22 protein-coding genes are annotated in these 26824 nt (G+C 68.1%); 13 read left to right on the top strand and 9 right to left on the bottom strand.

Features of this window, described 5'->3' with window-relative positions; genetic code table 11:
• Positions 1-233: 233 nt before the first annotated feature.
• Entirely contained in the window at positions 234-533 is a 300-nt protein-coding gene (locus ACR4XJ_RS06950) for a hypothetical protein (protein WP_434754538.1), read from the top strand.
• A gap of 171 nt (positions 534-704) precedes the next feature.
• Here the strand turns inward: ACR4XJ_RS06950 and ACR4XJ_RS06945 are convergent, their stop codons facing one another.
• Positions 705-1337: a hypothetical protein gene (locus ACR4XJ_RS06945; protein ID WP_434754537.1), complete on the bottom strand. Its 633-nt coding sequence runs from the start codon at positions 1335-1337 to the stop codon at positions 705-707.
• Between the two features lie 99 nt (positions 1338-1436).
• Here ACR4XJ_RS06945 and ACR4XJ_RS06940 point away from each other — a divergent pair, with 99 nt between their 5' ends.
• The 7 genes from ACR4XJ_RS06940 (at position 1437) to ACR4XJ_RS06910 (ending at position 8358) form a co-directional block, all read left to right on the top strand.
• The gene (locus ACR4XJ_RS06940; RefSeq protein WP_434754536.1) at positions 1437-1631 is read left to right on the top strand and encodes a ferredoxin; all 195 of its coding nucleotides are present in this window, start codon (positions 1437-1439) and stop codon (positions 1629-1631) included.
• A gap of 277 nt (positions 1632-1908) precedes the next feature.
• Positions 1909-2187, top strand: coding sequence for a DUF2325 domain-containing protein (locus tag ACR4XJ_RS06935; RefSeq protein ID WP_434754535.1), 279 nt, complete (start codon positions 1909-1911; stop codon positions 2185-2187).
• A 239-nt stretch (positions 2188-2426) separates the two neighbouring features.
• Positions 2427-2753 (top strand): tetratricopeptide repeat protein, encoded by a 327-nt coding sequence (locus tag ACR4XJ_RS06930; RefSeq protein WP_434754534.1) that lies wholly within the window; start codon positions 2427-2429, stop codon positions 2751-2753.
• A 275-nt stretch (positions 2754-3028) separates the two neighbouring features.
• Positions 3029-3493 (top strand): chemotaxis protein CheX, encoded by a 465-nt coding sequence (locus tag ACR4XJ_RS06925; protein ID WP_434754533.1) that lies wholly within the window; start codon positions 3029-3031, stop codon positions 3491-3493.
• A 596-nt stretch (positions 3494-4089) separates the two neighbouring features.
• On the top strand, positions 4090-4806 hold the full coding sequence (locus tag ACR4XJ_RS06920) for an anaerobic ribonucleoside-triphosphate reductase activating protein (protein WP_434754532.1): 717 nt from the start codon (positions 4090-4092) through the stop codon (positions 4804-4806).
• Positions 4706-6751: a ribonucleoside triphosphate reductase gene (locus ACR4XJ_RS06915; RefSeq protein WP_434754531.1), complete on the top strand. Its 2046-nt coding sequence runs from the start codon at positions 4706-4708 to the stop codon at positions 6749-6751. The genes ACR4XJ_RS06920 and ACR4XJ_RS06915 overlap by 101 nt, the downstream gene beginning before the upstream one ends.
• Before the next feature lie 389 nt (positions 6752-7140).
• Positions 7141-8358: a MalY/PatB family protein gene (locus ACR4XJ_RS06910; RefSeq protein WP_434754530.1), complete on the top strand. Its 1218-nt coding sequence runs from the start codon at positions 7141-7143 to the stop codon at positions 8356-8358.
• 112 nt (positions 8359-8470) lie between these two features.
• Here ACR4XJ_RS06910 and ACR4XJ_RS06905 read toward each other — a convergent pair whose 3' ends face one another.
• The 8 genes from ACR4XJ_RS06905 to ACR4XJ_RS06870 form a co-directional block, all read right to left on the bottom strand.
• Positions 8471-8998, bottom strand: a complete 528-nt coding sequence (locus ACR4XJ_RS06905; RefSeq protein WP_434754529.1) for a hypothetical protein — start codon at positions 8996-8998, stop codon at positions 8471-8473.
• Positions 8999-9010: 12 nt separating this feature from the next.
• Positions 9011-10321 carry an HD domain-containing protein gene (locus tag ACR4XJ_RS06900; RefSeq protein ID WP_434754528.1) on the bottom strand — a complete coding sequence of 437 codons (1311 nt, stop codon included), beginning with the start codon at positions 10319-10321 and terminating at the stop codon, positions 9011-9013.
• Between the two features lie 31 nt (positions 10322-10352).
• The gene (locus ACR4XJ_RS06895; protein ID WP_434754527.1) at positions 10353-11372 is read right to left on the bottom strand and encodes an ABC transporter ATP-binding protein; all 1020 of its coding nucleotides are present in this window, start codon (positions 11370-11372) and stop codon (positions 10353-10355) included.
• A gap of 13 nt (positions 11373-11385) precedes the next feature.
• Complete coding sequence (locus ACR4XJ_RS06890; RefSeq protein ID WP_434754526.1) at positions 11386-12387, bottom strand: ABC transporter ATP-binding protein; 1002 nt, start codon at positions 12385-12387, stop codon at positions 11386-11388.
• Between the two features lie 3 nt (positions 12388-12390).
• On the bottom strand, positions 12391-13311 hold the full coding sequence (locus tag ACR4XJ_RS06885; protein WP_333504458.1) for an ABC transporter permease: 921 nt from the start codon (positions 13309-13311) through the stop codon (positions 12391-12393).
• Position 13312: 1 nt separating this feature from the next.
• On the bottom strand, positions 13313-14290 hold the full coding sequence (locus ACR4XJ_RS06880) for an ABC transporter permease (RefSeq protein ID WP_434754525.1): 978 nt from the start codon (positions 14288-14290) through the stop codon (positions 13313-13315).
• Between the two features lie 583 nt (positions 14291-14873).
• Positions 14874-16436, bottom strand: coding sequence for an ABC transporter substrate-binding protein (locus ACR4XJ_RS06875; RefSeq protein WP_434754524.1), 1563 nt, complete (start codon positions 16434-16436; stop codon positions 14874-14876).
• A 301-nt stretch (positions 16437-16737) separates the two neighbouring features.
• Entirely contained in the window at positions 16738-17730 is a 993-nt protein-coding gene (locus ACR4XJ_RS06870; RefSeq protein ID WP_434754523.1) for a hypothetical protein, read from the bottom strand.
• A 264-nt stretch (positions 17731-17994) separates the two neighbouring features.
• Here ACR4XJ_RS06870 and ACR4XJ_RS06865 point away from each other — a divergent pair, with 264 nt between their 5' ends.
• Genes ACR4XJ_RS06865 through ACR4XJ_RS06845 form a run of 5 tightly spaced genes read left to right on the top strand, consistent with a single transcriptional unit; the run spans position 17995 to position 26459 of the window.
• Entirely contained in the window at positions 17995-18663 is a 669-nt protein-coding gene (locus ACR4XJ_RS06865; RefSeq protein ID WP_434754522.1) for a winged helix-turn-helix transcriptional regulator, read from the top strand.
• Positions 18660-19805, top strand: coding sequence for an N-acetylneuraminate synthase family protein (locus ACR4XJ_RS06860; protein WP_434754521.1), 1146 nt, complete (start codon positions 18660-18662; stop codon positions 19803-19805). Before ACR4XJ_RS06865 ends, ACR4XJ_RS06860 begins: the two co-directional genes overlap by 4 nt.
• Complete coding sequence (locus ACR4XJ_RS06855) at positions 19805-22972, top strand: cytidylyltransferase domain-containing protein (protein WP_434754520.1); 3168 nt, start codon at positions 19805-19807, stop codon at positions 22970-22972. The genes ACR4XJ_RS06860 and ACR4XJ_RS06855 overlap by 1 nt, the downstream gene beginning before the upstream one ends.
• Entirely contained in the window at positions 22969-25470 is a 2502-nt protein-coding gene (locus ACR4XJ_RS06850) for an FkbM family methyltransferase (protein WP_434754519.1), read from the top strand. Before ACR4XJ_RS06855 ends, ACR4XJ_RS06850 begins: the two co-directional genes overlap by 4 nt.
• Complete coding sequence (locus ACR4XJ_RS06845; RefSeq protein WP_434754518.1) at positions 25467-26459, top strand: glycosyltransferase family 2 protein; 993 nt, start codon at positions 25467-25469, stop codon at positions 26457-26459. Before ACR4XJ_RS06850 ends, ACR4XJ_RS06845 begins: the two co-directional genes overlap by 4 nt.
• The last annotated feature ends 365 nt before the right edge of the window (positions 26460-26824 follow it).

Below are 26824 nucleotides of genomic sequence, written 5' to 3'. Positions count from 1 at the left end.
GGATGGCGCCTCTGGCGTATGGCGGCCCTCGCCGGGCACGGGCACGCCATACATGGGCGCAAGTGTAGCCTGTTCGGGCGGAAACGCAACCGTGGCGCGCCGCTTCGCCTACCTCAAAGCGGTCCGGATCGCAACGGTCGGCCAGGCCCGCTGGTGCCGCCGGTGCCGCTCCCCGTTTGCACGGCCCTTGCAGAACGAGACGGACATACGGAAAAAACTTCCAGGAGGCCGCCATGACCACGGGCATCACCACCATTTCGCAGGATTCCTTCTCGCGCATCGACGCGCTGCTGGCCCGCGCCCGCGAGGCCACCGAAGCCAAGCGCTCCACGCTGGACGCCCCCGATGGTCAAGCCGGTCACGTCGGGCACGTCGGCCAAGCCGTCCAGTCCGCCACCCAGGGGGGCCGGGCCGCCGACGCAGCCGAGGCCGGTCAGGCGTACAACGCGGTGATGGACATGCTGTCCGCCCCGTCCGGCGACGCGCACCGCTCGCTGGATCCGGAACGGGTGGCCCGCCTGCTGGACCTGTAGGCCCGGCGCCCGCCCATCCCCACGCCGCACACGCGGGGCTCCCTTTTCCGGAACCACGACGGCACGACGCCCTCATGCACGCGGGTCATCCTGCGTACATGAGGGCGTCGTGCCTGACGAATGCCCGTCGTCGCGCCCAGTTCCGTCTAGTTCGGCCCAGTTCCGTCCAGTTCAGGCCGGGTCGGGCTCGCCCTTGCTGCGGGCCAGCGCCGTGTCGTGCGCCAGTCTGGCCTGTTCCTTGTCCGGGTCCACTTCCATGGCCTTGCGCAGGTGGCGCAGGGCACGCTTGGGTTCGCCCGCGTCCAGCATGGCCCTGCCCATGAGCAGGAACAGCCGGTGCTCGTTGCGGTAGAAGCCCGTGGCCTCGGTGAACGCCTCGTCGGCCTCGGCCACCTTCCTGTGTTCCAGCAGCCGCCTGCCGTGCAGCAGCAGCCTGTCCAGCTGCTGCTTGCGGGCGATGGCCTGCTCGTAGGTTTCCTGCTCCTGCTCGTCGCGCATGGACCGCAGGATGCGGGCCAGCATGGCCAGCAGCTGCTTCTCAGCCCCTTTCTCGAAGACCAGGCCACGCGGCGAGATGGCCGTGGCCCGCGCCTTCACGTCCTCGTCGCGCGAAAGCATCTGCACCATCTCGCGCAGCGCGCCGTGCAGTTCGGTCAGGTCGCGCCCGACGATGCCCCCGTCCGCCAGGGGCTGCACGCCCGCGGCCGTGGCCGCCAGGGCGCGGGGCACGTCGTGCCTGTGAAAGTACGCCTTGGCTCGCGCCAGGTATTCGCGCGCCTGGCGCGCGTCGCCTTTGGGTGACACCGGGTTGCCTCCGCTGCGAGGGACGCCGCGCGCCCCGCCCGTTGTGCTCGACGCTCCGGCCATGCTATACCATGGGGCAAACAGCCCAAGGAGGCCACCATGGCGAAATATCTCTACCTCGACCAGGACGAATGCATGGCGTGCGAATCGTGCGTCGAACTTTGCCCCGAGGCGTTCAGAATGTCCAGCGCGGGCGAATACGCGGAGGTCATCGACCCGAATACCACCGCCGAATGCGTGGAGGACGCCATTACCACCTGCCCGGTGGAATGTATCGAGTGGCGCGAGGAATAGCCCCGCGCCCGTTTCCGCCCCGTGGCGCCGCCCGTCGCGTGCATTCCGGCGGCCGCCCCCCGTCCGACCAGTTCCGGCCCATTCCGTGCGGGCCGCGCCTCCTTGCCGGGAGGCGCGGCCCGCATGCGCCCTGCCCCTGCCCATCATGCCGAAACCGCATGGAAACCCGTTCCGGCCCCGAAAAGGAGGCGGAAAAATCTCGCCCTGTCATTGACAATGAAAATCGTTTTCATTAAACAGGACAAAACGACGCGAGACTCGTCGGAAGGAGCCTCCCATGTGCGCAGCACTCATTGGCGGAATGGACAGACTGAAGCGCGACTACATCAATGCCGCCCTCGCCAGCGGCGTGGACCTGAAGGTGTTCACGGGCAAGGAGAACCGCATCGCCGACAAGCTCGGCCGGGCGGATCTGGTCATCGTGTTCACCAACAAGATCTCGCATGCTGCCAAGCGCGAGGTGGTGCAGCACGCCAAGGCCAACAGCATTCCCGTGCAGATGCTGCACAGCTGCGGCGTTTCCACGCTGCGCCAGGCCCTGGAGACCACCAACTGATTTTCGAGCACGACGACGCCACCGCCGCGGAGCCCCGGCACTCACCCGCGAAGCACGCGGATGCGACCGCCCGGCGCATCCCGGCCGGGGCCCTGCGGCGGCGTCAGCCGTGACGGCCGAACGCGGCCGGATGCGACCGGACGCGCCCCGATGCGATCGGATGCGACCGGATGCGTAGTGACACGTACCGGCACGCCCGCCACGCACCGCTTCACACTCCCACGACAAGGACACCACCCATGTGCGCAGCAAGCCGGATCGGCGCCTTGAACAGGCAGGGCATGCAGGCCCTTTCGGAAGGCAACCTCGCCAACGCGGACTTCCTGCTCTCGCAGGCCCTGCGCCAGGCCATGGCCTTGGGGCTCACCGGTTTCGAAGCCAAGATCCGCAACAACCTGGGGCTGGTCTGCCGCCTGCGCGGGCGCATCGACGACGCCGTGGCCCATTTCTCGGCCGCCCTGGCCCACCTGGAAACCAGGGTGGGCACCCGGCACCGCGTGTACGCCGCCATTGCGGGCAATCTGGACGCCGCCCGCGCCGAGGCCGAGGCCCGCGTCCTGCACTAGGGGCCACGGCCCCGTTTCCCCCCTCCACCGCCCATTCAGCATCGCCCTTCAGCATCACCATGGCGCATGGCCCGCGCATGCGCCACGACGCGACGCGACAAGCATCGTCTCCTCCCCGCAACGGGAGCGGCGTTTCCCGGCCTCATGCGTGAAACGCGCGCCTTGGCACTGGACGGCCCCCGGCCGTTTCCAGTAGGTTGTGCAATGCGCCGCCACCGCCCCGCCCCATCCCGCCAGATCGCGGCGCGCGCGCCCTACCGTCAAGGAGCCATACCATGAGCAGCGGCATCGAAGTCGCAAAGCCCTTCGTCGCGGCCACCATCAACGTGCTGTCCACCATGGCGGGCATCACCCCCGCGGCCGGCGCGCCCTACGTGAAGAAGAACAACGTGGCCAAGGGCGACGTGTCGGCCGTCATCGGCATCACCGGGTACAAGAACGGCACCATCTCGGTGACCTTCACCAAGAAGTGCGCCATCGCCCTGGTCAAGGCCATGCTGGGCGACGACATCCAGGACATCGTGCAGGACATCAAGGACGCCGTGGGCGAGGTGACCAACATGATCTCCGGCCAGGCCCGCGCCGGTCTCGCCGAGATGGGCATGACCTTCCAGGGGGCCACCCCCTCGGTGATCATGGGCGACGGGCACACCATCAGCCACGTCACCAAGGCGCCCATCATCGCCATTCCCTTCGGCACGCCCCACGGCGACTTCACCGTGGAGTTCTGCTTCGAGTAGCGCCGCCCGTTTTGCCCGATCGGGCCGGACCGGGCCGGACCGGACCGAGTTGGGCCGAATCAGGCCGGACCGCGTGACCCGCGTGCGGGAACGCACGAGGTTTTTCCACCGTCCATGCGTCCCCACCCTCCCTGCCCCGCTGTGCACGGCGCCGCCGCACCCCCGGCGGCGCATGTTTTTCCACAGCATGGCCTCCACAGCCCATCACGCCGGAATCAGGGGCAATCGCCACCACGGATGGCGCCGCCCCGGGGGGCTGCCCGCCAACCCCGCACCCCGTGCGGATTGCCCGGCGCGGGGCCTGTGAAAAGACGAAAACCCAGGCTCGCGCGGGGCGGGGCCAAGGCCGGAAAACCGGAAAAAATAGCCCGGTATTCCACCCCCTAACGGGTTAAGGACTGGCTTTTCCAAAACACCCCACTATACAAAAAAATGGGGGTGCAGTAGGCTTCGGTTCGAACTAACCCGCCGGGTTAAAAATTTACTAGACACTTTCTTGACGGCGCGGAGCACCGCAACGACCCCGCAAATGCGCCGTCAGGAGGGCCAGTCATGTTTCCGGGCACTCGCCGCCCCGGACAAGGATACTTTCCGTCATGTCCTCCGCATGGAACCACGTGCATGGCTTCGAACGCCTGAGCCTCTGCGACTGGCCCGGCTACAGCAGCTGCGTCATCTTTCTGGGCGGCTGCAACATGCGCTGCCCCACCTGCCACAACTGGCAACTGGCCTGGCATGCCGACACCCTGCCCGTGCTTTCGCGCGCCGCCATGGAATCCTACATCGAAGCCCGCCGCCACTGGCTGGACGGGGTGGTCGTGACCGGGGGGGAAGCGACCATGGTCGAGGGCTTCGCAGACCTGCTCCGCGACCTGCGCCGTTTCGGCCTGCCCGTGAAGGTGGACAGCAACGGCCTGCGCCCCGACGTGGTGGAACTCTTGCTGCGCGACGGCCTGGCCGACGCCTTTTCCATCGACGTCAAGGGACCCTTCGCCCTCTACCCGCGCCTGTCCGGCGGCACCACCAGCCCGGACGAGGCCCGCGCCGCGCTTTCGCGCGTCTTCGCGCTGGCAAAGGCGCAGCCCGACGCGTTCATGTTCCGCCTCACCCGCGTTCCCGTGCTTTCCGATGCCGACGTGGAAGCGGCCCGCCGCCAGCTTCCCGCCGGTTTCGAACTGAAGATACAGGATTACGTGCCCCCCCGGAGGAAGCATGCCGAAGCAGATTCTGAAACGCGACGGACGGCTGGAGACGTGGTCCACGGACCGCATCGCGGAAGCCATCCTGAAGGCCCTGAAAGCAAACGGCATTAAGGACCCGCTGCTCTCCAGGCGCATCGCCCACAGGGTGGAGCAAAAGCTCGCGGACTGCGAGATTCCCGAGCAGGAACAGGTGCAGGACACCGTGGAGCAGGTGCTGATGGAATCGCGCCTGTACGCGGTGGCCAAGCGGTACATCATCTACCGCGAAACCCGCCGCACCCTGCGCGAGCAGAAGGCCGCCTTCCTCGACATCTCCGAGACCATCGACAACTACCTCACCAAGGCCGACTGGCGCGTGAACGAGAACGCCAACATGACGCACTCGTTCCAGGGCCTGATGCTGCATCTTTCCGGTACGTTGCAGGCCAAGTACGCGCTGGAGAAGTACCCCGAGGAAGTGCGCCAGGCCCACGACCACGGCTACTTCCACATCCACGACCTGTCCTTCGGCCTTGCGGGGTACTGCGCGGGCTGGAGCCTGCGCGACCTTTTGCTGGAAGGCTTCAACCTCGAGAACCGGTCCAGCGCCGGTCCCGCCAAGCATCTGGACACCGCCATGGGCCAGATGATCAATTTCCTCGGCACGTTGCAGAACGAATGGGCGGGGGCGCAGGCGTTCAACAACGTGGACACCTACCTTGCCCCCTTCGTGCGCAACGACGGCCTGACCTACAAGCAGGTGCGCCAGGCCATGCAGAAGTTCGTGTTCAACCTGAACACAACCTCGCGCTGGGGCGGCCAGAGCCCGTTCACCAACCTGACCTTCGACCTGGTGCCGCCCAAGCACATCGCCACCGAGCCCATCATCATCGGCGGCGAATACAAGGATTCGGTCTACGGCGAATATGCGCCGGAAATGGAAATGCTGAACCGCGCCTTCCTGGAAGTGATGCTGGACGGCGACTTCCACGGCCGCATCTTCTCCTTCCCCATTCCCACGTACAACGTCACCAAGGACTTTCCGTGGGATTCGGAGATCGGCGACCTGCTGCTGAAGCTCACCGCCAAGTACGGCGCGCCCTACTTCCAGAACTTCATCAATTCCAACCTCAACCCCGAGGACGTGCGCTCCATGTGCTGCCGGTTGCAGATGGACCTGCGGCAGCTGCGCAACAAGGTGGGGGGGCTGTTCGGCGCGGGCGACCTGACCGGGTCCATCGGGGTGGTCACCCTGAACCTGCCCAAGCTGGCCTATCTCGCCCAAGGGGAAGAGGACTTCCTGGACATGGTGACCGAATACGCGGAACTGGCCCGCGATTCACTGGAATTCAAGCGCAAGCTGGTCACCGCCAACCTCGAACGCGGCATGTTCCCGTGGTCGCGCCGCTACCTCAAGAACGGCTTTGCCGGGCACTTCGCCACCATCGGGCTGGTGGGCGGGCATGAAGCCTGCCTGAACCTGCTGGGCAAGGGCATCGAGACCGAGGCGGGCGTGCGGCTGATGCAGCGCACCCTGAACCACCTGCGCAACCTTACCGCGCGCTTCCAGGAAGAGACCGGCAACCTCTACAACCTCGAAGCCACCCCGGCCGAAGGCACCAGCTACCGCCTCGCCAAGATCGACAAGGCGCTGTACTCGGAAATCCGCGCCTCGGGCAACGGCACCCCGTACTACACCAACTCCACCGCCCTGCCCGTGGGCATGACCGAGGACGTGTTCGCCGCGCTGGACCACCAGAACAAGCTGCAACCGCTGTACACCGGCGGCTCGGTGTTCCACACCTACCTGGGCGAATCCGTGGCCGACACCGAGGCCCTCAAGAAGTTCATCATCAAGGCGTTCTCCCAGACCCGCCTGCCGTACCTTTCCGTCACCCCCACCTTCTCGGTGTGCAAGGACCACGGCTATTTGCAGGGCGAACAGCACCAGTGCCCCGACTGCGGCCAGGACACGGAAGTGTACACCCGCATCGTGGGCTACTACCGCCCCGTGTCGCAGTGGAACAAGGGCAAGCAGGTCGAATACGACGACCGGGTCTGCTACAACGGGTTCTAGAGACTGAAAAATCTGCGGGGGAAGGGACCCTTTGAAAAGGGTCTCCTCCCCCCGCACCCCCATCCCCCCAAACTTTTCAATGGGGGATGCGTTTGACCGCCGTGCAGGCGGTTTTCTCATTTGGCACGTGCGCCGGCCCCTTCCTCATACCCCGCGACGGTCTTCCGTCGCGGGTGGCTGGGCGCGCGCAATGCCAGGGATTACGAGTTTTGCCCGCCGGGCAAGGCGGCGTGCGCTTTTCGCGCGCAGTGTACTGATGTACATGAGCACCGAAAAGCGCACGCCAACGCCGCCCGGCGGCAAAAGACGGATCCTGCCCGCAGTGTGCGCGCTCCGTTGCGGCACATCGCCTTCCCACGCACGAACCCGACGCACCGTCACCCAACGCCATGCCCGACCATACCTTCGACTTCGACCATGTCCCCGACCGGCGCAACACCGGCAGCCTGAAATGGGACGACATGGGGCGCATGTTCAACCTCTCCCCGGCTGAAGCCGCCACCGCCATCCCCCTGTGGGTGGCGGACATGGACTTTCCCTCGCCCCCGGCGGTACGCGAGGCCGTGGCCCGCCTGGCCGCCCACGGCGTGTTCGGCTACCCGGCGGAAGGCGCCGCCTGCCGCGAGGCCGTGGCCCATTGGCTCTCCGCCCGGCACGGCTGGACAGTGAACCCGCGCCGCCTGCTGCCCGTGCCCACGGTGGTGGCCGCGCTGTGCCTGGCCGTGCGCCTGTTCGCCCGGCCCGGCGACGGCGTGGTCGTCCAGACGCCCGTGTACCCGCCCTTCTACGAGGCCGTGCGCAACGCGGGTTGCCGGGTGCTGGCCAACCCGCTGGCGCTCACCACGGACGCCAGCGGCAATCCCTTGTATGAAATGGATTTCGACGCGCTGGACGCCGCCCTTGCCGACGGCGGGCGCGGGGCCAGGGTGCTGCTGCTGTGCAGCCCGCACAACCCCGGCGGCCGGGTATGGACCCGCGCGGAACTGACCCGCGTGGCCGAACTGTGCCTGAAGCACGGCACGCTCATGGTCAGCGACGAAATCCATCACGACCTGCTGCTGCCCGGCCACGCGCACACCGTGCTGGCCAGCCTGTCGCCGGAAGTGGCCGGGCGCACCATCACCGCCGTTTCCGCCGCCAAGACCTTCAACGTGCCCGGCGCGGGCCTGGCCCACGTGATTATCGAGGACGCCACCCTGCGCCGCACCTTCCGCGCGGAACTCACCGGCCTCGGCATCCGCCACCCCAACATGTTCGGGCTGGCCACCACCGAGGCAGCCTGCCGCCACGGCGGCCCCTGGCTGGACGCGCTGATGGCCTACATCGCGGGCAACGCCGCCCTGGTGCGCGAAGTGCTGGGCCAGCGCCTGCCGTCCGTGCGCGTCATGCAGCCGCAGTCCACCTACCTGTCGTGGGTGGACTTCCGCCCACTCGGCCTGCCGGAGGCCGACCTGCTGCACCGCGTGCGCCACAAGGCGGGCGTGGTGCCCAGCCCCGGCTCCAGCTTCGGCCCGGACGGCGAGGGCTGGCTGCGCCTGAACCTGGGCTGCCCGCGCCCCCTGCTGCGCACCGCTCTGGACCGCATGGCCGACGTGTTGGGAAAGTAGCTATAGAACCCGGCTCCTGCCCCCCCCACACCTCCAAGAAACAGCAAAATCCTCCGGATAGTTCCGGAGGATTTTGCTGTTTCTCCCGCGCCCCAACGGGCGCAGTGGCGATTTACGCCGTCAGATGCCGCTCAAGGTTCTGAATGGCGGCGCGCACCTTCGCATCGGGATAGGTATCGCCTTTCCATGCCTTGAACTGCTTCAGGATGGCGTCCTCGGTGACGTCTTCGGCCGCGGCCTTGAGCGCGTTCCGGCAGTACAGCACGGTGCCGTAGATTTCCATCTCGTCGAAGCCCGGCGCGTTCTTGCCAAGTATGGCGTCGTACAGGGCCGTCACGCACGCACGGATGCGCGCCTTGTCGTCCGCCCGCAGGGTCGGGCGCTCGGGGAGTTCGCGCACCTCGTAGGTCTTGTCGTCCTTCTTCGCCAGGTTGTCCCAGAAGGCGAGGTCTTCGAGGCAACGCGACAGCTCGCCCGAATACGGACCATAGGTGTAGGGGTGAAACCGCAATCCCAGCGACACGCCCCACGCCGTCAGGAAATACGCGGTCTTCTGGATGTTGATCTTGGTCAACTCCACGCCGTGTTCCTGCATGACGTCCAGCAGTTCGCAGACTATCTGCCGATTCAGGTCAGCCATGTCCTGCTCCTTCTAGCACGCTTTGCCGCAGGTCTTCCTGACCAGTTCTTCTGCCATGGCCCTGTGCGATTCGGTAGTATAAATCCGGTAGATTGTCACCGGGCGAAGGGCAGAGAGGATAGGCGAATAGGACATGATGTCAACAAGGCCGGCGTCCTTTGTCCGGACATAGATCGTTTCCTGGTTGGGCCGGGATTCGTTTCCCTCGTCGCCGGAAACCGCCAGCTTGGACACCTGTTCCGTTTTCATCCAGTGGAAAAAGTCCTCGTCCGCGCGCAACCCCGCCGCCTTCAACTGCTCGACAATGGCCTTGTAGTCTTCTTCGGCCCCGGTCACGGTGCTGGTCGTATCGTACACGGGGCAAAGGTGCCCGCCGCGCAGCAGCATCTTGGCCCAAGGGTTGCCTGCGCGCGCTTCCCGCTTGATGTGGCCGAAAATCGTGTAGTCGTCGAACCACTCGAATTTTTCCAGGTTGACGCGGGTGAACACGCCGTTCGCCCAGTCGAGGTCAAGTTGCGCGTCTTCCCACGTAGGCAGGAATTCCCTGAAGAAACGTTTCAGCACCAGGTCGTATCCCGTACGGGTACGGTGATACGGAACCTGCATGTTGTAATGATACCGCGCCATCAGGAACGCTTCGACGACGAACACGTCACGTTCGTTGACGAACAGCTTGAGCATGCCGTCCTGCCGCGTGGCCCCGAACGCCTGCATGTAACGCGCCACGTCGTATTCGCCGTACTTCACCCCGCACGCGTGGGAATCGCGCATCAGGTAATCGGCACGGTCCGCATCCAGATGTCCGGAAATGATCTGGTGCAGCAACTGGTATTTCGCAAGGAACTGGTCCGACAGAATGCCGATGACCGGGGTGGCGTGCTCGTCCAGCACTTCCGCTATGGGGGCATGGTTCTCGATGATGTACCGCCCCAAATGCTCGTGCTTGAGCGGTGAAAGCACCATGTCCTCGGCCGCATGGGAAAAGGCCACATGCCCTATGTCATGCAGCAGGGCGGCAAACCGCAGTCTTTTCAGGTTGTTGATCTGGTCACCCTGATCAAGCCCCATATCGGCGGCCGAGTTGCCGACGATTCCGGTAAATATCTGCGTCGCGCAGTGCATGGCCCCCAGCGAATGGACGAAGCGCGAATGCTCGGCGGCCGGGTACACGTACTTGGTCAACGCAAGCTGCCCCACCCTACGCAAGCGCTGGAAGATCGGCGTATCGACGATCTTTCGCTCTTCTTCCGTAAGATACACATACCCGTACAGCGGGTCGCGTATCTTGCGCCTGGCGCCGAGGGCTTGCTGCCAATCACGCATGGTTCACCTCTGGATACCCTTCTACCTCCAACTACACCCGCCCTTCCTCCACGCCATGGCAGGCCACCAGCGAACCGTTGGCGAGCTGGCGGGCCTTGGGCACTTCGCGCATGCAACGTTCGTTGGCGTGCGGGCAGCGGCCGTGGAACACGCAGCCCGAAGGCAGGTTGATGGGCGTGGGCACGTCGCCGGAGAGCTTGATGTGCGCGGCGGCCTTGCCGCCGATGCGCGGGATGGCCGACAGCAGGGCCTGGGTGTACGGGTGGCGCGGGGCGCCGAACAGGTCGGCAGCGCTGGCCAGTTCGCACAGGCTGCCCAGGTACATCACGGCCACGCGGGTGGAGATGTGCTCCACCACGGACAGGTCGTGGCTGATGAACAGGTAGGTCAGGTTGCGCTGCTCCTGCATGTCCATCATCAGATTCAGCACCTGCGCCTGGATGGACACGTCCAGCGCCGAGATGGGCTCGTCGGCCACGATGAACTCGGGGTCCACCACCAGGGCGCGGGCGATGGAGATGCGCTGGCGCTGCCCGCCGGAGAATTCGTGCGGATAGCGCACGCCCCACAGCGGGTTCACGCCCACCTGCTCCATGACGGCGGCCACGCGGGCGCGCACGTCGGCGTCGGAGATGCCGGGGTTGTGGAAGCGCACCGGCTCTTCCAGTATCTCGCGCACCTTCATGCGCGGGTTCAGCGAGGCGTAGGGGTCCTGAAAGACCATCTGCATGCGGGTGCGGTAGGGCAGCATGCCCGCGTCGCTCAGGTTGTCGATGCGCTCGCCCCGGTACAATATCTCGCCGCCGGTGGCCCGGTACAGGCCGATGACGGTGCGCGCCAGGGTGGACTTGCCGCAGCCCGACTCGCCCACCACGCTCAGGGTTTCGCCGGGCAGGATGTCGAAGCTCACGTCGTTGACGGCGTGCACCACGGTGCGCTTGCGGGTGATGCGCCCGCCGGACAGGCGCAGCTGGTCCAGCAGCCCGCCGGAGATGTCGAAGTGCTTGACGACGTTGCGCAGCGAAAGCAGTGCGGTGTTCTGGTTGGTCATTCCCGTGTCCCCCCTAGGCTACCATGTGGCAGGCGGCCAAACGCCCGTCGCTCTTCTTTTCCAGCAGCGGCCGGGTGGTGGTGCACACGGTTTCGCACAGCTCGCAGCGGTTGTTGAACGGACAGCCGCGCGGCACGTCGGAAAGGCTCGGCATGCTGCCCGGTATCTGGTTCAGGCGGCGGCGCGCGCGGGGCGCGGCCACGGTTTCAAGGCCACAGCCGGCCTTGTCCGCACACTGCGGCAGCGCGCCCAGCAGGCCGCGCGTGTAGGGGTGCAGCGGCGCGCCCACCACGCTGGCGGTGTCGCCCATCTCCACGATGCCGCCCGCGTACATCACCGCGATCTTCTGGGTGACCTGTGAGACCACGCCAAGGTCGTGGGTGATCAGGATGAGGCCCATGTCCTCCGACTGGCACAGCTCCAGCAGCAGGTCCATAATCTCGGCCTGGATGGTCACGTCGAGGGCCGTGGTGGGCTCGTCGGCGATGATCAGCGACGGCGAGGTCAACAGCGCGATGGCGATGACGATGCGCTGGCGCATGCCGCCCGAGAACTCGTGCGGGTACTGGGTCAGGCGGCGTTCCGGCGAAGGAATGTAGACCTTGCGCAGCTTGTCCAGGGCGATGGCCTCGGCTTCCTTGCGGGTCACCTTCTTGTGGGCGCGGATGGTTTCGATCATCTGCGTGCCCACGGTCAGCACCGGGTTCAGGGTCATCATGGGGTCCTGAAAGATCATGCTGATGCGGTTGCCCCGGATGTCGCGCAGGGTTTCCGCGTCGGCGCGGGTCAGGTCCCTGCCCTCGAACAGCACGGAGCCGCCCGCGATGAAGCCGGGCTTGGACACCAGGTTCAGGATGGAAAAGCCGGTGACGGACTTGCCCGCGCCCGATTCGCCCACGAGGCCCAGGCGTTCGCCCTTGCCCAGGGTGAACGAGACGTCGTTGACGGCGGTGAGCGCGGTGTCGCGCAGCGCGAACTTGACGGTGAGGTTGGATACGTCGAGCAGCGGTTGCATGGGCTAGTCCTTGTACAGCTTGGGATTCAGGAAATCCCGCAGCCAGTCGCCAAGCAGGTTGATGGACAGCACCAGCAGAATCAGCACCACGCCCGGAAACAGCGTTATCCACCAGCTGCCGCTGAAGAAGTACTGGAAGCCCGACTTGATCAGCGAACCCAGCGAAGGCTTGGTCACCGGCATGCCCAGCCCCAGGAACGACAGCGCCGCCTCGCTCATGATGGCGTTGGCCACCTGCACGGTGGAGATGACCAGCACCGGGGTCAGCGTATTGGGCAGGATGTGCCGCCACATGATCCGGAATGGTTTAAGTCCTATGACCCGCGCCGCCTCCACGTATTCCTTCTTCTTCTCGGCCAGCACCGATGCGCGCACGGTGCGCGCGTACTGCGGCCATTCGGCCAGGCCGATGACCAGCACCAGGAAGGGCACGGCCACCTGCTCGTAGCGGCCCACGCCGAAGGTCATCTGCACGATGGCCCCCAGGAAGATGGCCACCATGTATGACGAGAACGACAGCTGCACGTCGGCGATGCGCATCAGGATATTGTCCAGCCTGCGGCTGCCGTAGCCGGACAGCAGGCCCACCATGATGCCGATGCACGCCTGCATGGCCACGGCCCCCACCCCGATCAGCAGGGACACGCGCATGCCGTACAGGATGGCCGAGAACAGGTCGCGCCCCTGGTTGTCGGTGCCCAGCAGGAAGGCGGGGTTGCCGCCGTCCTTCCACAGGGGGGGCGTTTCCGCGTCCATGATGTCGATATTGGCCCCGTCGTACGGATTGTGCGGGGCGAAGACCGGGGCCAGCAGGGCCGAGGAGGCCAGGATCACGAACAGGGCGAAGCTGGTCACCGCCACCGGGTCGCGCAGGAAGGAATACAGGAAGTACGACTGGCGGAACCGCCGCAAAAGACCGGCCATGCTACTTCCTCCCCGCGATGCGGACCATGGGATTCACGAAACCGTAGATCAGGTCCACCACCGTGTTCACGGCGACGAAGATGGCCCCGACAAAGATCAGATAGGCCACCAGCAGCGCGGTGTCGGCGCGCTCCACGGCCTCCACGAACATGAAGCCCATGCCCTGCCACTGGAACACCGTCTCGGTCAGGATGGTGAAGGCGATCATGATGCCAAGCTGCACGCCCCCCACGGTGATGACCGGCAAGAGGGTGTTCTTGAAGGCGTGCACCATCACCACGCGCCATTCGGGCAGACCCTTGGCCCGCGCGAATTTCACGTACTCCGTCTCCAGCGCTTCCTTCATCTCGGCGCGGATCAGCCGGATGAACAGCGGCAGCATGATGGACGACAGGGCGATGGACGGCAGGATGATGTGCTTGAAGTTGGACCAGGTGGTCAGCACCGATGTCCACCCCGGAAATATCTCCACCGGGTTGCCGCGCCCGAACGAGGGCAGCCAGCCGAGGTGCACCGAAAAGATGTAGATCATGAAGATGGCCGTCAGGAACACCGGCACCGAAACCCCCACGATGCTGATGCCCATGAACAGGCGCGAGAGCACCGAGCGCGGGCGGCACGCGGAATACACGCCCACCGGCACGGAGATAAGCACAATGATGCACTGGGCCACGAAGACCAGTTCCAGCGTGGCCGGAGCCTTGGAAAGGATCACGTCCAGCGCGGGCTTGCGGTAGAAGTACGAGGTGCCGAGATCGCCCTGCAGGGCGTTCTTGGTGAAGCGCGCCCACTGGACCAGGTACGGGTCGTTCAGGCCCAGCTTTTCGCGCAGGGCTTCGCGCTCCTTGACGGACACGGACACGCCCACCATCTCGCGCGTGGGGTCGCCCACGGACTGCTTGATGGCGAACCCGATGAAGCTGATGATGAACATGACCAGCAGGGCTTGCGCCACCCTGCGGACGATGAATGCGAACATGTGCGTCTCGTTGCCGGTAACGGCGTTGCTGGTTGCCGCGGCGCCGCGGGCCGCGCGACCTTCCCCCACGATACGGGCCGACTCGATGCTGGCCCCGCGCGATGCAGGCCCCGCACCATACGGGAACGGGGGCGGGGTGACAGGGGACGACGGGGCAGCGCCCGCGCGCGGCGGCCGGATGCATGCGTGAACCCCGTCCATGGACTGGTCCATGTTCCCCCTGCGCGGGCAGGGGCGGCGGGAACGCGTGCGGCGGCCATGAAAGCGCGAAGGCGCGAAACGGCGTGCGCGGCGTTGTCCGCAACCCGGCCACGACGGCGCACCGTGTTCCGGTGGGCCTGCCGGGAACGCCCGCCGCGTGTCCGGCAACGCCGGGAGAGGCCCGGAAGGGCCTGGGCATGGCCCGTGGCGCGGTGCGGAATGCGGGGGCGGCGGAATGCCGCGCGTCGGTAACGGGGTGATCCCCGCCCGGTGGGCTACAAAATTTCGGCGGGGCAGGCAAGGGGTGTTCCCCTGCCCGCCCGCCTTCACGAAACCGTCGAAAAGGCGCGGGAGGCTTGCAACCCCCCGCGCCCGTTCATTGTTACTGCATCACCACGTCGCCGAAGTAGGGGAAGTCCTGGACGTTGATGATCGCCTTGGCGTTCTTCACCGTCTTGCGGGCCGCCCACGACAGCGGTTCCATGTGCAGCGGCACGAAGGCGGCCTCGTCGTAGGCCAGCTTTTCCGATTCCTGCAACAGGGCGTCACGCTTCTGGGGATCGGTGGTGCGGTTGGCTTCCTCGATCAGCGCGTCGTACTTCTTGTTGCAGTAGTTGCCGCTGTTGTACTGGCCCATGCCGGTGTCCTTGTTCATGCACATCAGCAGGTATTCGCCGTAGTTGGCGGTGTCCTCGGTATCCGGGTGCCAGCCGATCATCTGGATGTCGGCCACCTGGGCGTCGAACTCATCCCAGAACTGGGCCTTGGGCATGGTCTTCAGGTTCACCTTGATGCCGATCTTGGCCATCATGGAAACGAAGGCCTGGGCCACCTTCTCGTCGTTCACGTAGCGGTTGTTGGGCGCGATCATGGTCAGTTCCAGACCCTTCTCGTAGCCCGCTTCCTTCATCAGCTTCCGGGCCTTCTCCACGTCGAAGCGCGGCTTCAGGTCGGCGATGTAGCCGGGGTAGCCCTTGGGCGCCTGCTGATGGGTGACCACGGTGTAGCCCTTCATGATCTTGGCCACGATGCCCGCATGGTCGGTGGCGGCGATGATGGCCTCGCGCACCTTGGGGTTGGCCAGGGCGGGGCTGCGCTTCTGGTTCAGCTGGAAGGTGATGATGCGGGTGCTGGCCATGGTGATCAGCTCGACGTCGGGATTCTTGGCGAGCTGGTCGTAGTCCTGCACGGGCACGGGGGTGATGAAGTCCACGTCGCCCTTCAGGATGGCGGCCACGCGGGTGGCCTCGTTCTTGATGGGGGTCAGCTCGATGGTCTCGACGTCGCCGCGCTTGGCCCAGTAGCTGGGGTTGGCCTTCAGCACCAGCTTCACGCCGTGCTCGCGCTGGGCCACCATGAACGGACCTGTGCCCGAGGCGTTCTCGTTGGCGAACGAGGGGCCGTTCTTCACCACCGCGCCCTTGGGCTGGCCCGCGGCGTCGGTGCCGGTGTAGAACTTGGAGTCCATGGGGAAGATGTAGGTGGCCAGGTTCATCACCAGGCCGTAGGGCTCGGTGGTGACGATGTCGATGGTGTGGTCGTCCACCACCTTGGGCTCGGCGAACTTGACGTACAGGCCCTTGAAGTCGGGGGATTCCTTCAGGCGCTTGACGGTCCAGGCCACGTCGGCGGCGGTGAAGGGGTTGCCGCTGTGGAACTTCACGCCCTTGCGCAGGTGGAAGCGCACGGTGGTGGGGTTGACCTGTTCCCACTTCTCGGCCAGGCGCGGTTCGAACTTCATGTCCTGGGTCCAGCGCACCAGGGGGTCGAACACCCAGTGCGAGTAGGCCAGCATGGGCCCGGAAAGCTGCATGTGCGGGTCGAGCGATTCGGGGTCGGACGCGATGCCGACGCGGAAGGTCTTGCCTTCGGCGGCCTCGGCCCTGGGGCCGAACGCCAGCACGGCGGCCAGCATCATCAGAAGCAGTACGATGGTCCGTTTCATCCAGTACCTCCAGCGGTTGTTGCTACAATGACGTCCCACGGATCCGGCAAGACCGGGCGGACGGCTCGTCCCGCCGTCCGGCCGCACCCGCGGCGTGTTGTCCGATGCAATGAGACCGACAGTCCTGTAGACCATCCGGCGGCAGGTGCGTCAAGCAGCGGGCCGTGCGAATATTGTCAAATCACACTACGCACATGCACCGTGAAATCGACGTGCAGGCGGAACGCACAACGGCCGCCGCGCCTGCACGGGCGCGGCGGCCGTTGGGGACAGGGCGCGGGGAGAGAGCGGAAGGCCGCCCCTACTGGGCGCGTACCTTGCGCATGTACTCCATGTACACGGCGTTCACCCACTGGGCGATGCGGTACACCCCGTCGCGCACGGGCACCCAGGCCACCATGCCGTCGGCGTCGATCTTGCCGTCGAACAGGAACTCCAGCCCCACGTCCACCCCGCCGGGCAGGCTGCCCGTGTGCATGCGGGTGGAGACCTCGGCCTTCAACAGCACGTCCAGGGGTTGGTGCGCGCCGCCGGGCCAGTGCAGGATGGCGCGCAGCACCACCCGGTCGCCGCGCGTGAGCGGCCCCTTTTCGCCCCCTTCGCCCGCGCGGGGGGCGACGCAGGCGCGCAGGCCGCCGGCGGAAATGTCCGCCAGCCAGGGTTGCGGGTCGCTGGCCGGGCTGGACGCGGACTGGACAGGGGGCTGGGCAGGGGATTGCCCCGATGTGGCAGACGTGGCGGACGCGGGGACCTGCGCGGGGGCCGTGTCGCTCTCCAGCGGATTCTGGACGGCCACGCCGGTGATGCGCTGGTAGCCGTCCAGCGCCGTCAGGGACAGCGGGCCGTCGTCAGGGGACTGGTCGCGCCGCACTTCCAGCAGGCCCACCAGTTCCGGCACCGGGCGCACCCGCACGCTACGGCGGCGCTGGCCCGACTCGATGGCGGCGGGCTTTTCCAGTTCCACGATGAGCCCCGTGGACAGGGCGCGGATGTCGAGGATGCGCGAGGCGAACATGAAATGCTGTTCCGTGCGCTGGGGGGCCATGGCCACGATGCGGAAGTAGCACTCCACCACCTGCCCCCTCCACGCCGAGGAAAGCCGCACCCCGCTGGACATGTCGATGAGCAGGGTGGGACCTTCGTACGATTCGATGAGCCCCGGCAGCGAATGCTGTTTGCCGTCGCGGGTGCGCACCACCACGTAGAACCGCGCCCGGCGGTCCGCAGCCAGGCGCAACTGCTGGTACACCAGATTTACCGCGTGTTCCTCGTCCTTCTTTCCGAACAATGCCATTGATGCTCCTGCGGCATGCCTCTGGCGCGGCATGCCCCCGAGTGGTCGTGCGTCCGTGGTGCATGGTGCGCGGCGGCCTGCGCTCCCCCGAGCGGGCCCGTGGCCCGTGCGCCGCGCGTTCATGAGCACTGCCCCGGAAGCGGCCATGCGTCAAGGATAACCGCTGCGGGGGCCAGCCGCGAAGTTTCCGCACCCTGCTTGACACATCCCCCCTGGCCTGCCAAAATCGATCATAAACATACTGAACGATTTTTCGGGGGCTCCATGTTCTTCCAGGGCAAGGACTACATCCGGCCATCCAAGAAGCTGCGCCTGCTGTCCGTGGTGCAGGCGCTGACCGAGAACGAGCGGCTCAGCCAGACCCAGCTGGCCCGGTTCAGCCGCACCAGCAGCGCCATGGTCAACCAGTACCTGGCGGAACTGCACCGCGAGGGCATGGTCCAGTTCGCCCCGGTGAACCGCAAGAGCTTCGCCTACAAACTCACCGACAAGGGGCAGGAGGCGCGGCGCAGCATGCTGGAACAGTACTGCGCCGAGATGGTGCGCGGGTTCGCCTCCATCAAGGAACTGGTGCGGCGGCGGCTGGAACCGCTGGCCGCCCGCCACGCGGAAGGCGCGCCCACCCCTAGCGCCCTTGCCCCACTGCGTCTCGCCCTGTTCGGCGCGGCCGAAACGGGCGAGGTGGTGCTGGCCGCGCTGGAAGGCACCCCCTTCGCCGTGACCCTGGTGGTGGACAACGACGAGGCCAAGCACGGCGCCCCCTTCCACGGGCATACCGTGCAGCCCCCGGCGGCCCTGCTGGCCGAACCCGGCCTGCTGGCCGTGGACGCGGTGGTGGTGGCCTCGTTCGCGCACCAGCGCGCCATCCAGCAACAGCTGCTGGCCATGCCCGGCATGCCCGGATCGGCGCGGGAGGTCGTCGTGCTGCTATGAACGCTTTCCCCGCCACTCCCCTTGCGGCAGGCCCTGCCGCGCCCGTCGTCACCCTGGCCTCGGGCCGCCGCATCGGCCCCGGCTGCCCGTGCCTGGTGGTAGCCGAGGTGGGCAACAACCACCAGGGCGACATGGACACCGCCCGGCGCATGGTGCGCGAGGCCGCCCGCGCCGGGGCCGACGCCGTGAAGTTCCAGAAGCGCGACACCTCGGCCCTGCTCACGACGGAGGGCGCGCGCGCCGCGTATGGCGGCCCCAACAGCTTCGGGGCCACCTACGGCGAACACCGCGACGCGCTGGAACTTTCCGCCGCCCGGTTCGCGGAACTGAAGCAGCTGGCCGAATCGCTGGGCATGGTCTTCTTCGCCTCGGCCTGGGACGCGCCCAGCCTGGACGTGCTGGCCGGCCTGAAGGTGGAACTGCTCAAGGTCTGCTCGGCCGACGTGGTCAACGTGCCCATGCTGCGCCGGGTGGCCGCGCTGGGCCTGCCGGTGGTGCTGTCCACGGGCATGAGCACCCTGGAACAGGTGGACCGGGCCGTGGCCGAGCTTTGCGCCCGCCACCGCGAGGTGGTGCTGCTGCACTGCAATTCCAGCTATCCCTGCGACGAGGCGGACATCGCCCTGCCGGTGATGGACGAACTGGCCCGCCGCTACGGCCTGCCCGTGGGCTATTCCGGCCACGAGCGGGGCATGGGCCCCAGCGTGGCCGCCGTGGCGCGCGGGGCGTGCCTGGTGGAGCGCCACTTCACCCTGGACCGCACCCAGCGCGGCACCGACCACCAAGCCTCGCTGGAGCCGGACGACCTGGCCCTGCTGGTCCGGATGATCCGCGAGGTGGAGCGGGCCATGGGCGTGACCGAAAAGCGCGTCACCCCCACCGAGGCGGCCATGGCCGTGAAGCTGCGCAAAAGCCTGGTGGCCGCGCGCGACCTGGCGGCGGGCACGGTGCTGGCCCCGGACGACCTGGCCGTGAAGAGCCCCGGCGACGGCCTGTCGCCGGAACTGTGGGACGCGGTGGTCGGCAATTCCCTGACCGTGGCCCTGCCGCGCGACGGGCAGCTTCTGCCCGCCATGCTGGCCATGCCGGTGCAAACGGGAGACGGGGGGGAAGCCCCGGATTCCGGGACCGGGGCCGCGTGATGCGCGTCGTCCATTTCGCCGTCACCCCGCTGGCGGGCGCGCCGTTGCGCCTGGTCCGGGCGCTGAACGCCCACCTGCCCGGCTGCACGGCCCGGCTGGTGGACCTGACCCGCTACGGCAGCGAGGACTTCGGGCAGGACGTGGTGTTCGACGAAACGCCGGACCTGGCCCGCGAACTGGCGGAACAGGCCGACATCCTGCACTTCCACAACTACCTGGACCTGGATTCGCGCCACTTCGCGCCCATCGACTTCCGGGCGCTGGCTGAAAGGGGCGCGCTGCCGAAAAAGAACGTCCTGGCAGTCCGCCAGTTCCACAGCGAACCGGGACTGGTGGCGGGCCGCATGGGCATCACCCCGGCCGCGCTGCTGGCCCAGCCCATCCCGGCGCTGGTGGTGGGCCAGTTCCAGGAACGCTGCTACCCCCGCGCGCGGGTGGTGCCCAACCCCCTGCCCATCGACGACGCGGACTACCTGCCGCACGACCCGGCCGTACACGGCCCGCTACGCCACGACGTGTTCCTGTCGCCCACCCGGCTGCACTCGGCCTGGGCCGACCGCTGGAACACCAAGGCCCGGCCCGAGGCCGAGGCCGCCGTGCGCGCCGCGTGCCTGCCGCGCGGGGCCAGTTGGCATCTGGTGCACAGGACGCCGCTGGCCCAGACCCTGGCCGCCAAGCGTCTGGCGCGCATCGTGGTGGACGACCTGGTCACTGGCAGTTGCCACCTAACCGGGCTGGAGGGCCTTGCCCAGGGCAAGCCGGTGCTGGCCCACCTGGATGGCCGCTGCCGCCGCGTGCTGGCTCACATGGCGGGCCCCGACACCCATCCCACTGACGCCTGCCCCCCGGACTCATCTCCTTTTGTCGACGTGCGGCTGGAGGACGCGGCCCACGTGCTGGGCCACCTGCTGGACCACCCCGACGAGGCGCAAGAGGTGGGTCGGGCCGCCCGCACGTGGATGGAAGCCCACTGGCGGCCGGAACGCATCGCCGCAGCGTACGGCGCGGCCTACGCATCGCTGGCCCGCGACCCCGTGGCCGCCGCCCGGAACTGGCGGCAGCCGGACCTTGCGCTGGACGGCCCGGCGAAACGCTTCTTTGCCGTGACCCTGCCGGACCTGGTGCACGCGGCGCGACACGAGGCGGCGCAAAAGATCGACGATGCGCCGCATCCTCTCTCGCCCCCGCCGCCGGGTCTGCCCGGCAGCTACCCCGTCCTGCCTGATCCGGCCATCATGCCTCCGGAACAGTGCGTGCTGGCCGTGACGGAGCGGCTCTGGCTGGGCCGGGCCGACCGCGCCGCGCAACGGGTGCGTGACCACGGCCTGCCGTCCGGGGCGCTGGACCGGTGGGTGGCCGAGTGCGCGCGCATCCGCGCCGAGCGGCTGTCCGACCCGGCCCACAGGGACTGCAACATCCCACGCCACTCTTGGGACGTGGTGGCCATGGTCCTTGCGCGCGGCGGCTCGCGCGGGGTGCCGCGCAAGGCCCTGCGCCGGGTGGGCGCGCGCGCGCTGGTGGAACGGGCCGTGGACGTGTGCCGGGCCGTGCCGGAGGTGCGCCGGGTGGTGATCAACACCGACTGCCCGGACATAGCGGCCGCCGCCCGCCATGCCGGGGCCGACGTGCCCTTCCTGCGTCCGGCGGAACTGGCGGGCGACCGCGTGTCGCCCTTCGACCCGTGGATGTTCGCGCAGATGTGGATGCTGCTGGTGGAGCGGCGGGTGCCGGACTTCCTGCTCACGGTTTCCGCCACCCACCCCTTCGTGGACCCCGCCGAAATTCCCCGCGCCCTCGACCGGCTGACGGCGGCCAACCGCCCCGCCCTGCACACGGTGGCCCGGCTGCCCTCCGCGTCGCTGGACTTCCTGACCCTGCGCGACGGCGTGCCCGCTCCCCTGCCCGGTCCTGCCCATGACGCGCGGCCTCGCCGGGGCCAAGGTCCGCATGGCGGGGAACGCTTTCTCCAATGCGGCGCGTTTTCGCTGGAAAGCCATCGCCCCCGCTACCGCATCGAGCCGTGGCTGCGGCCCGACATGACCGTGCCCCCCGCCCCCGACGGCAACCCCGTGGCCCATGTGATACCCGCCGCGCAAGGACTGGACGTGGACGAACCCTGGGATCTCGCCGCAGCCCGCCTGCTGGAAAACTCCTCCGTCAATTTCCCCCCCTGCGGCCCCGGCGACATCGCGGCGCACTGCCCCGCAACCCGGCCGGAATCCCCCGAACCGGAATCGACGGCGTCCCCGCTTCATTGCCCGCGTTCCCATGGCCGCCTGGCCTGCGTGGTGCTGCTGCCGCCCGAAGGGCCGGAGCCTCCCCCGGACGGAACGGCCCCCGCCCCGGAAACTCCGTACCTGTGCCTGGAGGGCGTTCCCGCGCCCTGCAGGACGGTGGACACTGTGCTGCGGGCCCTGAATGCGCCGGACGCCGACCGGGACCACCGCTCCGCCATGCCGGTCTTCGTGGCGGGCCGGGGCGTCATGGCCCGTGCCGTGGCCACCCGCTACGGCCTGCCGCTGCTCCCCCCGCCCAGCGTGCCCGCCTGCCGCGCGGCGGCGCGCGAGTGGCCCGTGCCCCTGTTCCGCCGCGCGGACCTTGCCGAAGGGACAGCGTTCCCCGGCCATCCCGTCCTTGCCGGACATGACGTGCTGTACGTGGATGGCCGGGCCGCCCTGCTGGATGCCGCCACCCTGCGCGCCTTTCTCGCTTCTGCGCTGGCTCCCGGAAACGAATCCGGAGGAAAACCGGCCGCTCCCGACGAGCCGTGCCTCCCGCCCCGCGCCGTCTGCTCCGTATCCCCCGCCCCAGCGCATCCGGCGCATCTGAAACGGGTGGATACGGCGGGAGAGGTCGTTTCCGTGCCCGGCATTCCCGCCCGCAGGCAGGATCTTCCCCCGGTCTGGTCCCGCGACGGCGCGCTGACCCTGGTGCGCGCCGCGCGCCGCCGGGCCACCCCCGGAGACCGCGATACCGGCCCGGAAACCCTGCCCTATGACGCGGTGCCCATCGGACGGGCACAGGGCATGCTGGTGAACTCCCGGCTGGACGCGGCAAGGGGCATGGCGCTTGCCGCGTACCTTACGGAACGCCCTGCCCCGTCGGACGCGCACCGCCCCGTGGAACATGCCGCGACACATCCCGCACGCAAGGAACGCCCCGCATGACGCCCCCCAGGAACGCCGACACCCCTGCCGCCCGCATCCCGGCTGCGGATCCGCCCTCTCCCCGGCCGCTGCCCCCGTGGCTGGAAGAGCGGGTGCGCCTTCTCTCCTGCCGGTACGGGCTGCTCCACCACTTTGACTTCGACGTGCCCGTGGGCGCTTCGCTCATGCAGTACGGCGAGTGGGCGCAAGCGGAACTGGACGCATTGGCCCCCTACGTGCCCCGCGGCGGCCATGTGCTGGACGTGGGAGCCAACGCGGGCTCCCACGCCGTGGCCTTTGCCCGCATGGTCGGACCGGGGGGGCGCGTGACGGCGCTGGAACCCCAGGTGGAGTTGTTCGAGCTGCTGCTGCGCACCGTTGCCGCCAACGGACTGTGCGAAGTCGTCACGACGCTGCGCGCCGGAGCGGGCAGCCGGCCGGGCACGGCCCATGTGCCGCGCATCGCCGGGCAGGGTCGGCAGAACCTCGGCATGGTGCGCCTGCGGTTCGCGGATGGCGTCGCCACCGGCGGTGCATCCGGCACGGCGGAAGTGCCCGTGCTTCGGCTGGACGAGTTGCGGGCCGCGCCCGCCCCCTCCCCCGGCCAGGCGGTGGACGGACGGGGAGGCCGCCACGACGGCAGGGTGGACCTGATCAAGGTGGACGCCGAAGGGATGGAGGCGGATATCCTGCTGGGGGCGGAACGCACCATCCGCGCCTGCCGCCCGGTGCTGCACATGGAGTGCAACGACTTCGCCCATGCCTGGCCGGCCGCGCGGCTGGCGCTGGGGTGGGACTACGCCGTGTTCCATCTGCGCCACGCCGCCTTCAATCCCGCCAACCACCGGGGAGCGACGCGCAACATCTTTGGCGCGGCGGAAGAGGGCGCGCTACTGTGCATCCCGCGCGAACGTCTGGAAAGCGGCGCGCTGCCCCCGCCGTGCGGGACCGAGGTGCGCGACCCGGCGGACCTTGCCCGCGCGGTGCTGGAAACCCGCTGCTACGGCCAGCCGGAAACGGACATGCCCGCCGCCCGGCTGGACCTTGCCCTGGCCGGGCTGGGCTGGACGCGGGCGGAGGAATTGCTGGCGGATGCGCTCCGCATGCGGACGGCCACGGAACGCCCGGCCCGCCGGGCATGGGAGATCGACCGGCTGCGCCGCGCCCTGCATGGCGTCCGAGAGACGGCGTCCGTCGCGCCAAGCCTTGCACCGGGCGCATGTTCTCTCGCCGCCCGCCCGGTGCTGATGGTCACCCACAACTGGGGCGGCGGCACCGAGCGCCACGTGCAGGACCTGTGCGACCGGCTGGCGGCGGAAGGCACGCCCGCACTGGTGCTGCGCCCGCGCGGGAACGACGCCGGGTGCGTGTGGACGGTGAACCTGTCGCAGCCGCTGCACCTGCCCAATCTGGCCTTCGACCTGCCGCCCGACTTCGGCGCGCTGCTGGAAGTGCTGGCGGACCTGAACATCGGCCACATCCACGTGCACAACCTGGCTGGGTACCCGCACGTTGCGCCGGAACTGCTGCCGCTGGTGGCCCGGCTGCTGGAAATCCCCTACGACGTCACCGCGCACGACCTCTCCGCGCTGTGCCCGCGCATCACCTGCATCGGGCCGGACGGCTACCCCTGCCCCACGGCGCTGAACGAGGATGGGCAGATGGAGGGCGGCGCGCCGTGGCGCTGCGCCGCCTGCATCGCGGCGGAAACACCGCAACTCGGCAACACGGACATCGTACGCTGGCGCGTGGCGTGGGCCACGCTGCTGGACGGCGCACGGGCCATCTTCACCCCCAGCCGGGACACCGCCCGGCGGCTGGCCGCCCACTTTCCCGGCTGTGCCGCGCGCATCGCCGTGCGGCCCCACCCGGAAACGCCGCCCCGAACGTCACCCCCCGCGACCAGCGTGCCCTACGCACGGGGCGAGCCCCTGCGGGTGGCGGTCATCGGTGCCATTGGCCCGCACAAGGGGTCGCACGTGCTGGAGGACTGCGCCCGCCACGCCCGCGAGGCCGGATTGCCTCTGCACTTCACCGTGGTGGGCTACACCGACCGCGACGATACGTTGCGCGAACTTGGGGTGACCATCACCGGCCGCTACGGCGCGGACGAACTGCCCGGCCTGCTGGCCGCGAACGGGGGTGAGCCGTACCACCTGGCCTTCCTGCCCGCCGTGTGGCCGGAAACGTATTCCTATACCCTGTCCGAGGCTGTGCTGGCCGGGCTGTACCCAGTCACCTTCGATCTGGGCGCGCCCGCGGAGCGTATGGCCGCGTGGGGGTACGGACTGCGCCTGGCCACGGACCTGATGCGCGACCCGGCGGCCATCAACGCCGCCCTGTTGGCCTGCGCGACTACCCCGCCGCCGCCACCGCCACCGGGGCTGGCGCGGGCCGTCCTGAACGCCGGGGACTACCCCGCGCCGTTCCGGGTCAGCTACTACGGATTTCCCGATGGGGGGGAAACCGGGGGGAACATCGGGGGGAGCGGGGCAACGCCCGCGAAGGAGCAGCCATGAACACGGACGAAAGCCACCGTACCGCGCACTCCGGCCACCCGCTGATCTCGGTGGTGGTGCCCAGCTACAACCACGGCCGGTACATCGGGGCGTGCCTCGATTCCCTGATGTTCCAGGACTATCCCAACCTGGAGATCGTCATCACCGACGACGCCTCCACCGACGATTCCGTGGCGGTGCTCCGGCGCTTCCTGCGCGACGTGGCCGGGGCCACCGCCTCGTACGCCTGCCGCTACGACGCCACGGCCGACGTCATCGAGCGCGCCGTGCATCCCCGCTACGCCCGCACGGGACGCCGCATCGTGTTCCTGCGGGCGGAATCCAACGCGGGGTCCACGGCCAACTACAACCGGGGTCTCGCGCAGTGCTCCGGGGAGTACTGCACCTTCGTCCCGGCGGACGACATCTGCCACCCGCAACTGTTCTCCACCCTGGCCCGGCCGCTCATGGACGACACGGCGGACTTCGCCTACGCCGACATGTTCGTGGTGGACGACGACATGCGCATCCTGCGCGAATTCCGCCTGCCGGAACATTCCTTCGACGCCTCGTTCCGCAGTTGGTACCTGTGCGGCGTGGCCAAGCTGTACCGCCGCGCCCTGCACGACCGCTTCGGCCCCTTCGACGAAACCGCCGACGCCGACGACCACGAATGCTTCCTGCGCTTCGCCCTGGGCGGGGCGCGCTTCGTCCACGTGCCGCACACCCTGTATTCCGCGCGCAGCCACGAAGGACGCGAAAGCGGGCTGCACGCGCCGGGGCGCTTCGCCCGGCTGCTGGAGCACTCCAAGCGGCTCGTCCTGATGGCGCGCGAGCGGGAACCCGCGCAGCCCGGCGTCTGGCGCGAGGAAATGGTGAGGACAGGCGCGGCGTATCCTCCCAGCGCAGCGTATCCCATAATCGAACGCGTCGTGCTCACCGACGAGGAACGCTCGTTCCTGACCGAAGGGGACTGCGCGCCCGCGCGAAAGGGCGATCCCAAGAGCTGATGCGGGCGACTCGCCCCTACCCCACCTCCTGCCCCGCGTCCGGGATGCGCGACGCGAAGTACGCAACAACTACGCCAGGTTCCTGCCGGCCCTGCTGCTGATGAGCGTGGCAGCCTCCTTCCTGGATACCGGAACTGGCCGCCACGTACTCCGGGCACGGGGCCGTAAGCCCGCTGCCTAGACCAGCACCAACCTGGGTTCGCTGAAATACCTGCACCCAGAATCGACCCTGCCGCCAACCTGCGTGCCCCCCATACCAATATCGCCAAGCGCGTGACGGATGCCGAATCTGCCTCCTGTTCGGCGCCACCATCGCCGCATCCTGCACTTGCAGGCACCTGCTTGCGGGGGGCATTACAGCGAAG

Origin of the sequence: Nitratidesulfovibrio sp. D1 (genome assembly GCF_051133415.1) — a bacterium.
Classification (GTDB): Bacteria; Desulfobacterota; Desulfovibrionia; order Desulfovibrionales; family Desulfovibrionaceae; genus Cupidesulfovibrio.
Note: the sequence above shows the minus strand (reverse complement) of the source record. Positions and strands in the feature narration are given on the sequence as shown.

Bases quoted from the DNA above. Each gene is read 5' to 3' on its own strand.
- ACR4XJ_RS06845 (WP_434754518.1), top strand. From the start codon at position 25,467: ATGAACACGGACGAAAGCCACCGTACCGCGCACTCCGGCCACCCGCTG.
- ACR4XJ_RS06900 (WP_434754528.1), bottom strand. From the start codon at position 10,321: ATGCGTGATTGGCAGCAAGCCCTCGGCGCCAGGCGCAAGATACGCGAC.
- ACR4XJ_RS06855 (WP_434754520.1), top strand. From the start codon at position 19,805: ATGCGCGTCGTCCATTTCGCCGTCACCCCGCTGGCGGGCGCGCCGTTG.
- ACR4XJ_RS06890 (WP_434754526.1), bottom strand. From the start codon at position 12,387: ATGCAACCGCTGCTCGACGTATCCAACCTCACCGTCAAGTTCGCGCTG.
- ACR4XJ_RS06915 (WP_434754531.1), top strand. From the start codon at position 4,706: ATGCCGAAGCAGATTCTGAAACGCGACGGACGGCTGGAGACGTGGTCC.
- ACR4XJ_RS06880 (WP_434754525.1), bottom strand. From the start codon at position 14,290: ATGTTCGCATTCATCGTCCGCAGGGTGGCGCAAGCCCTGCTGGTCATG.
- ACR4XJ_RS06930 (WP_434754534.1), top strand. From the start codon at position 2,427: ATGTGCGCAGCAAGCCGGATCGGCGCCTTGAACAGGCAGGGCATGCAG.
- ACR4XJ_RS06865 (WP_434754522.1), top strand. From the start codon at position 17,995: ATGTTCTTCCAGGGCAAGGACTACATCCGGCCATCCAAGAAGCTGCGC.
- ACR4XJ_RS06940 (WP_434754536.1), top strand. From the start codon at position 1,437: ATGGCGAAATATCTCTACCTCGACCAGGACGAATGCATGGCGTGCGAA.
- ACR4XJ_RS06920 (WP_434754532.1), top strand. From the start codon at position 4,090: ATGTCCTCCGCATGGAACCACGTGCATGGCTTCGAACGCCTGAGCCTC.
- ACR4XJ_RS06875 (WP_434754524.1), bottom strand. From the start codon at position 16,436: ATGAAACGGACCATCGTACTGCTTCTGATGATGCTGGCCGCCGTGCTG.
- ACR4XJ_RS06870 (WP_434754523.1), bottom strand. From the start codon at position 17,730: ATGGCATTGTTCGGAAAGAAGGACGAGGAACACGCGGTAAATCTGGTG.
- ACR4XJ_RS06905 (WP_434754529.1), bottom strand. From the start codon at position 8,998: ATGGCTGACCTGAATCGGCAGATAGTCTGCGAACTGCTGGACGTCATG.
- ACR4XJ_RS06910 (WP_434754530.1), top strand. From the start codon at position 7,141: ATGCCCGACCATACCTTCGACTTCGACCATGTCCCCGACCGGCGCAAC.
- ACR4XJ_RS06925 (WP_434754533.1), top strand. From the start codon at position 3,029: ATGAGCAGCGGCATCGAAGTCGCAAAGCCCTTCGTCGCGGCCACCATC.
- ACR4XJ_RS06850 (WP_434754519.1), top strand. From the start codon at position 22,969: ATGACGCCCCCCAGGAACGCCGACACCCCTGCCGCCCGCATCCCGGCT.
- ACR4XJ_RS06885 (WP_333504458.1), bottom strand. From the start codon at position 13,311: ATGGCCGGTCTTTTGCGGCGGTTCCGCCAGTCGTACTTCCTGTATTCC.
- ACR4XJ_RS06935 (WP_434754535.1), top strand. From the start codon at position 1,909: ATGTGCGCAGCACTCATTGGCGGAATGGACAGACTGAAGCGCGACTAC.
- ACR4XJ_RS06950 (WP_434754538.1), top strand. From the start codon at position 234: ATGACCACGGGCATCACCACCATTTCGCAGGATTCCTTCTCGCGCATC.
- ACR4XJ_RS06895 (WP_434754527.1), bottom strand. From the start codon at position 11,372: ATGACCAACCAGAACACCGCACTGCTTTCGCTGCGCAACGTCGTCAAG.
- ACR4XJ_RS06860 (WP_434754521.1), top strand. From the start codon at position 18,660: ATGAACGCTTTCCCCGCCACTCCCCTTGCGGCAGGCCCTGCCGCGCCC.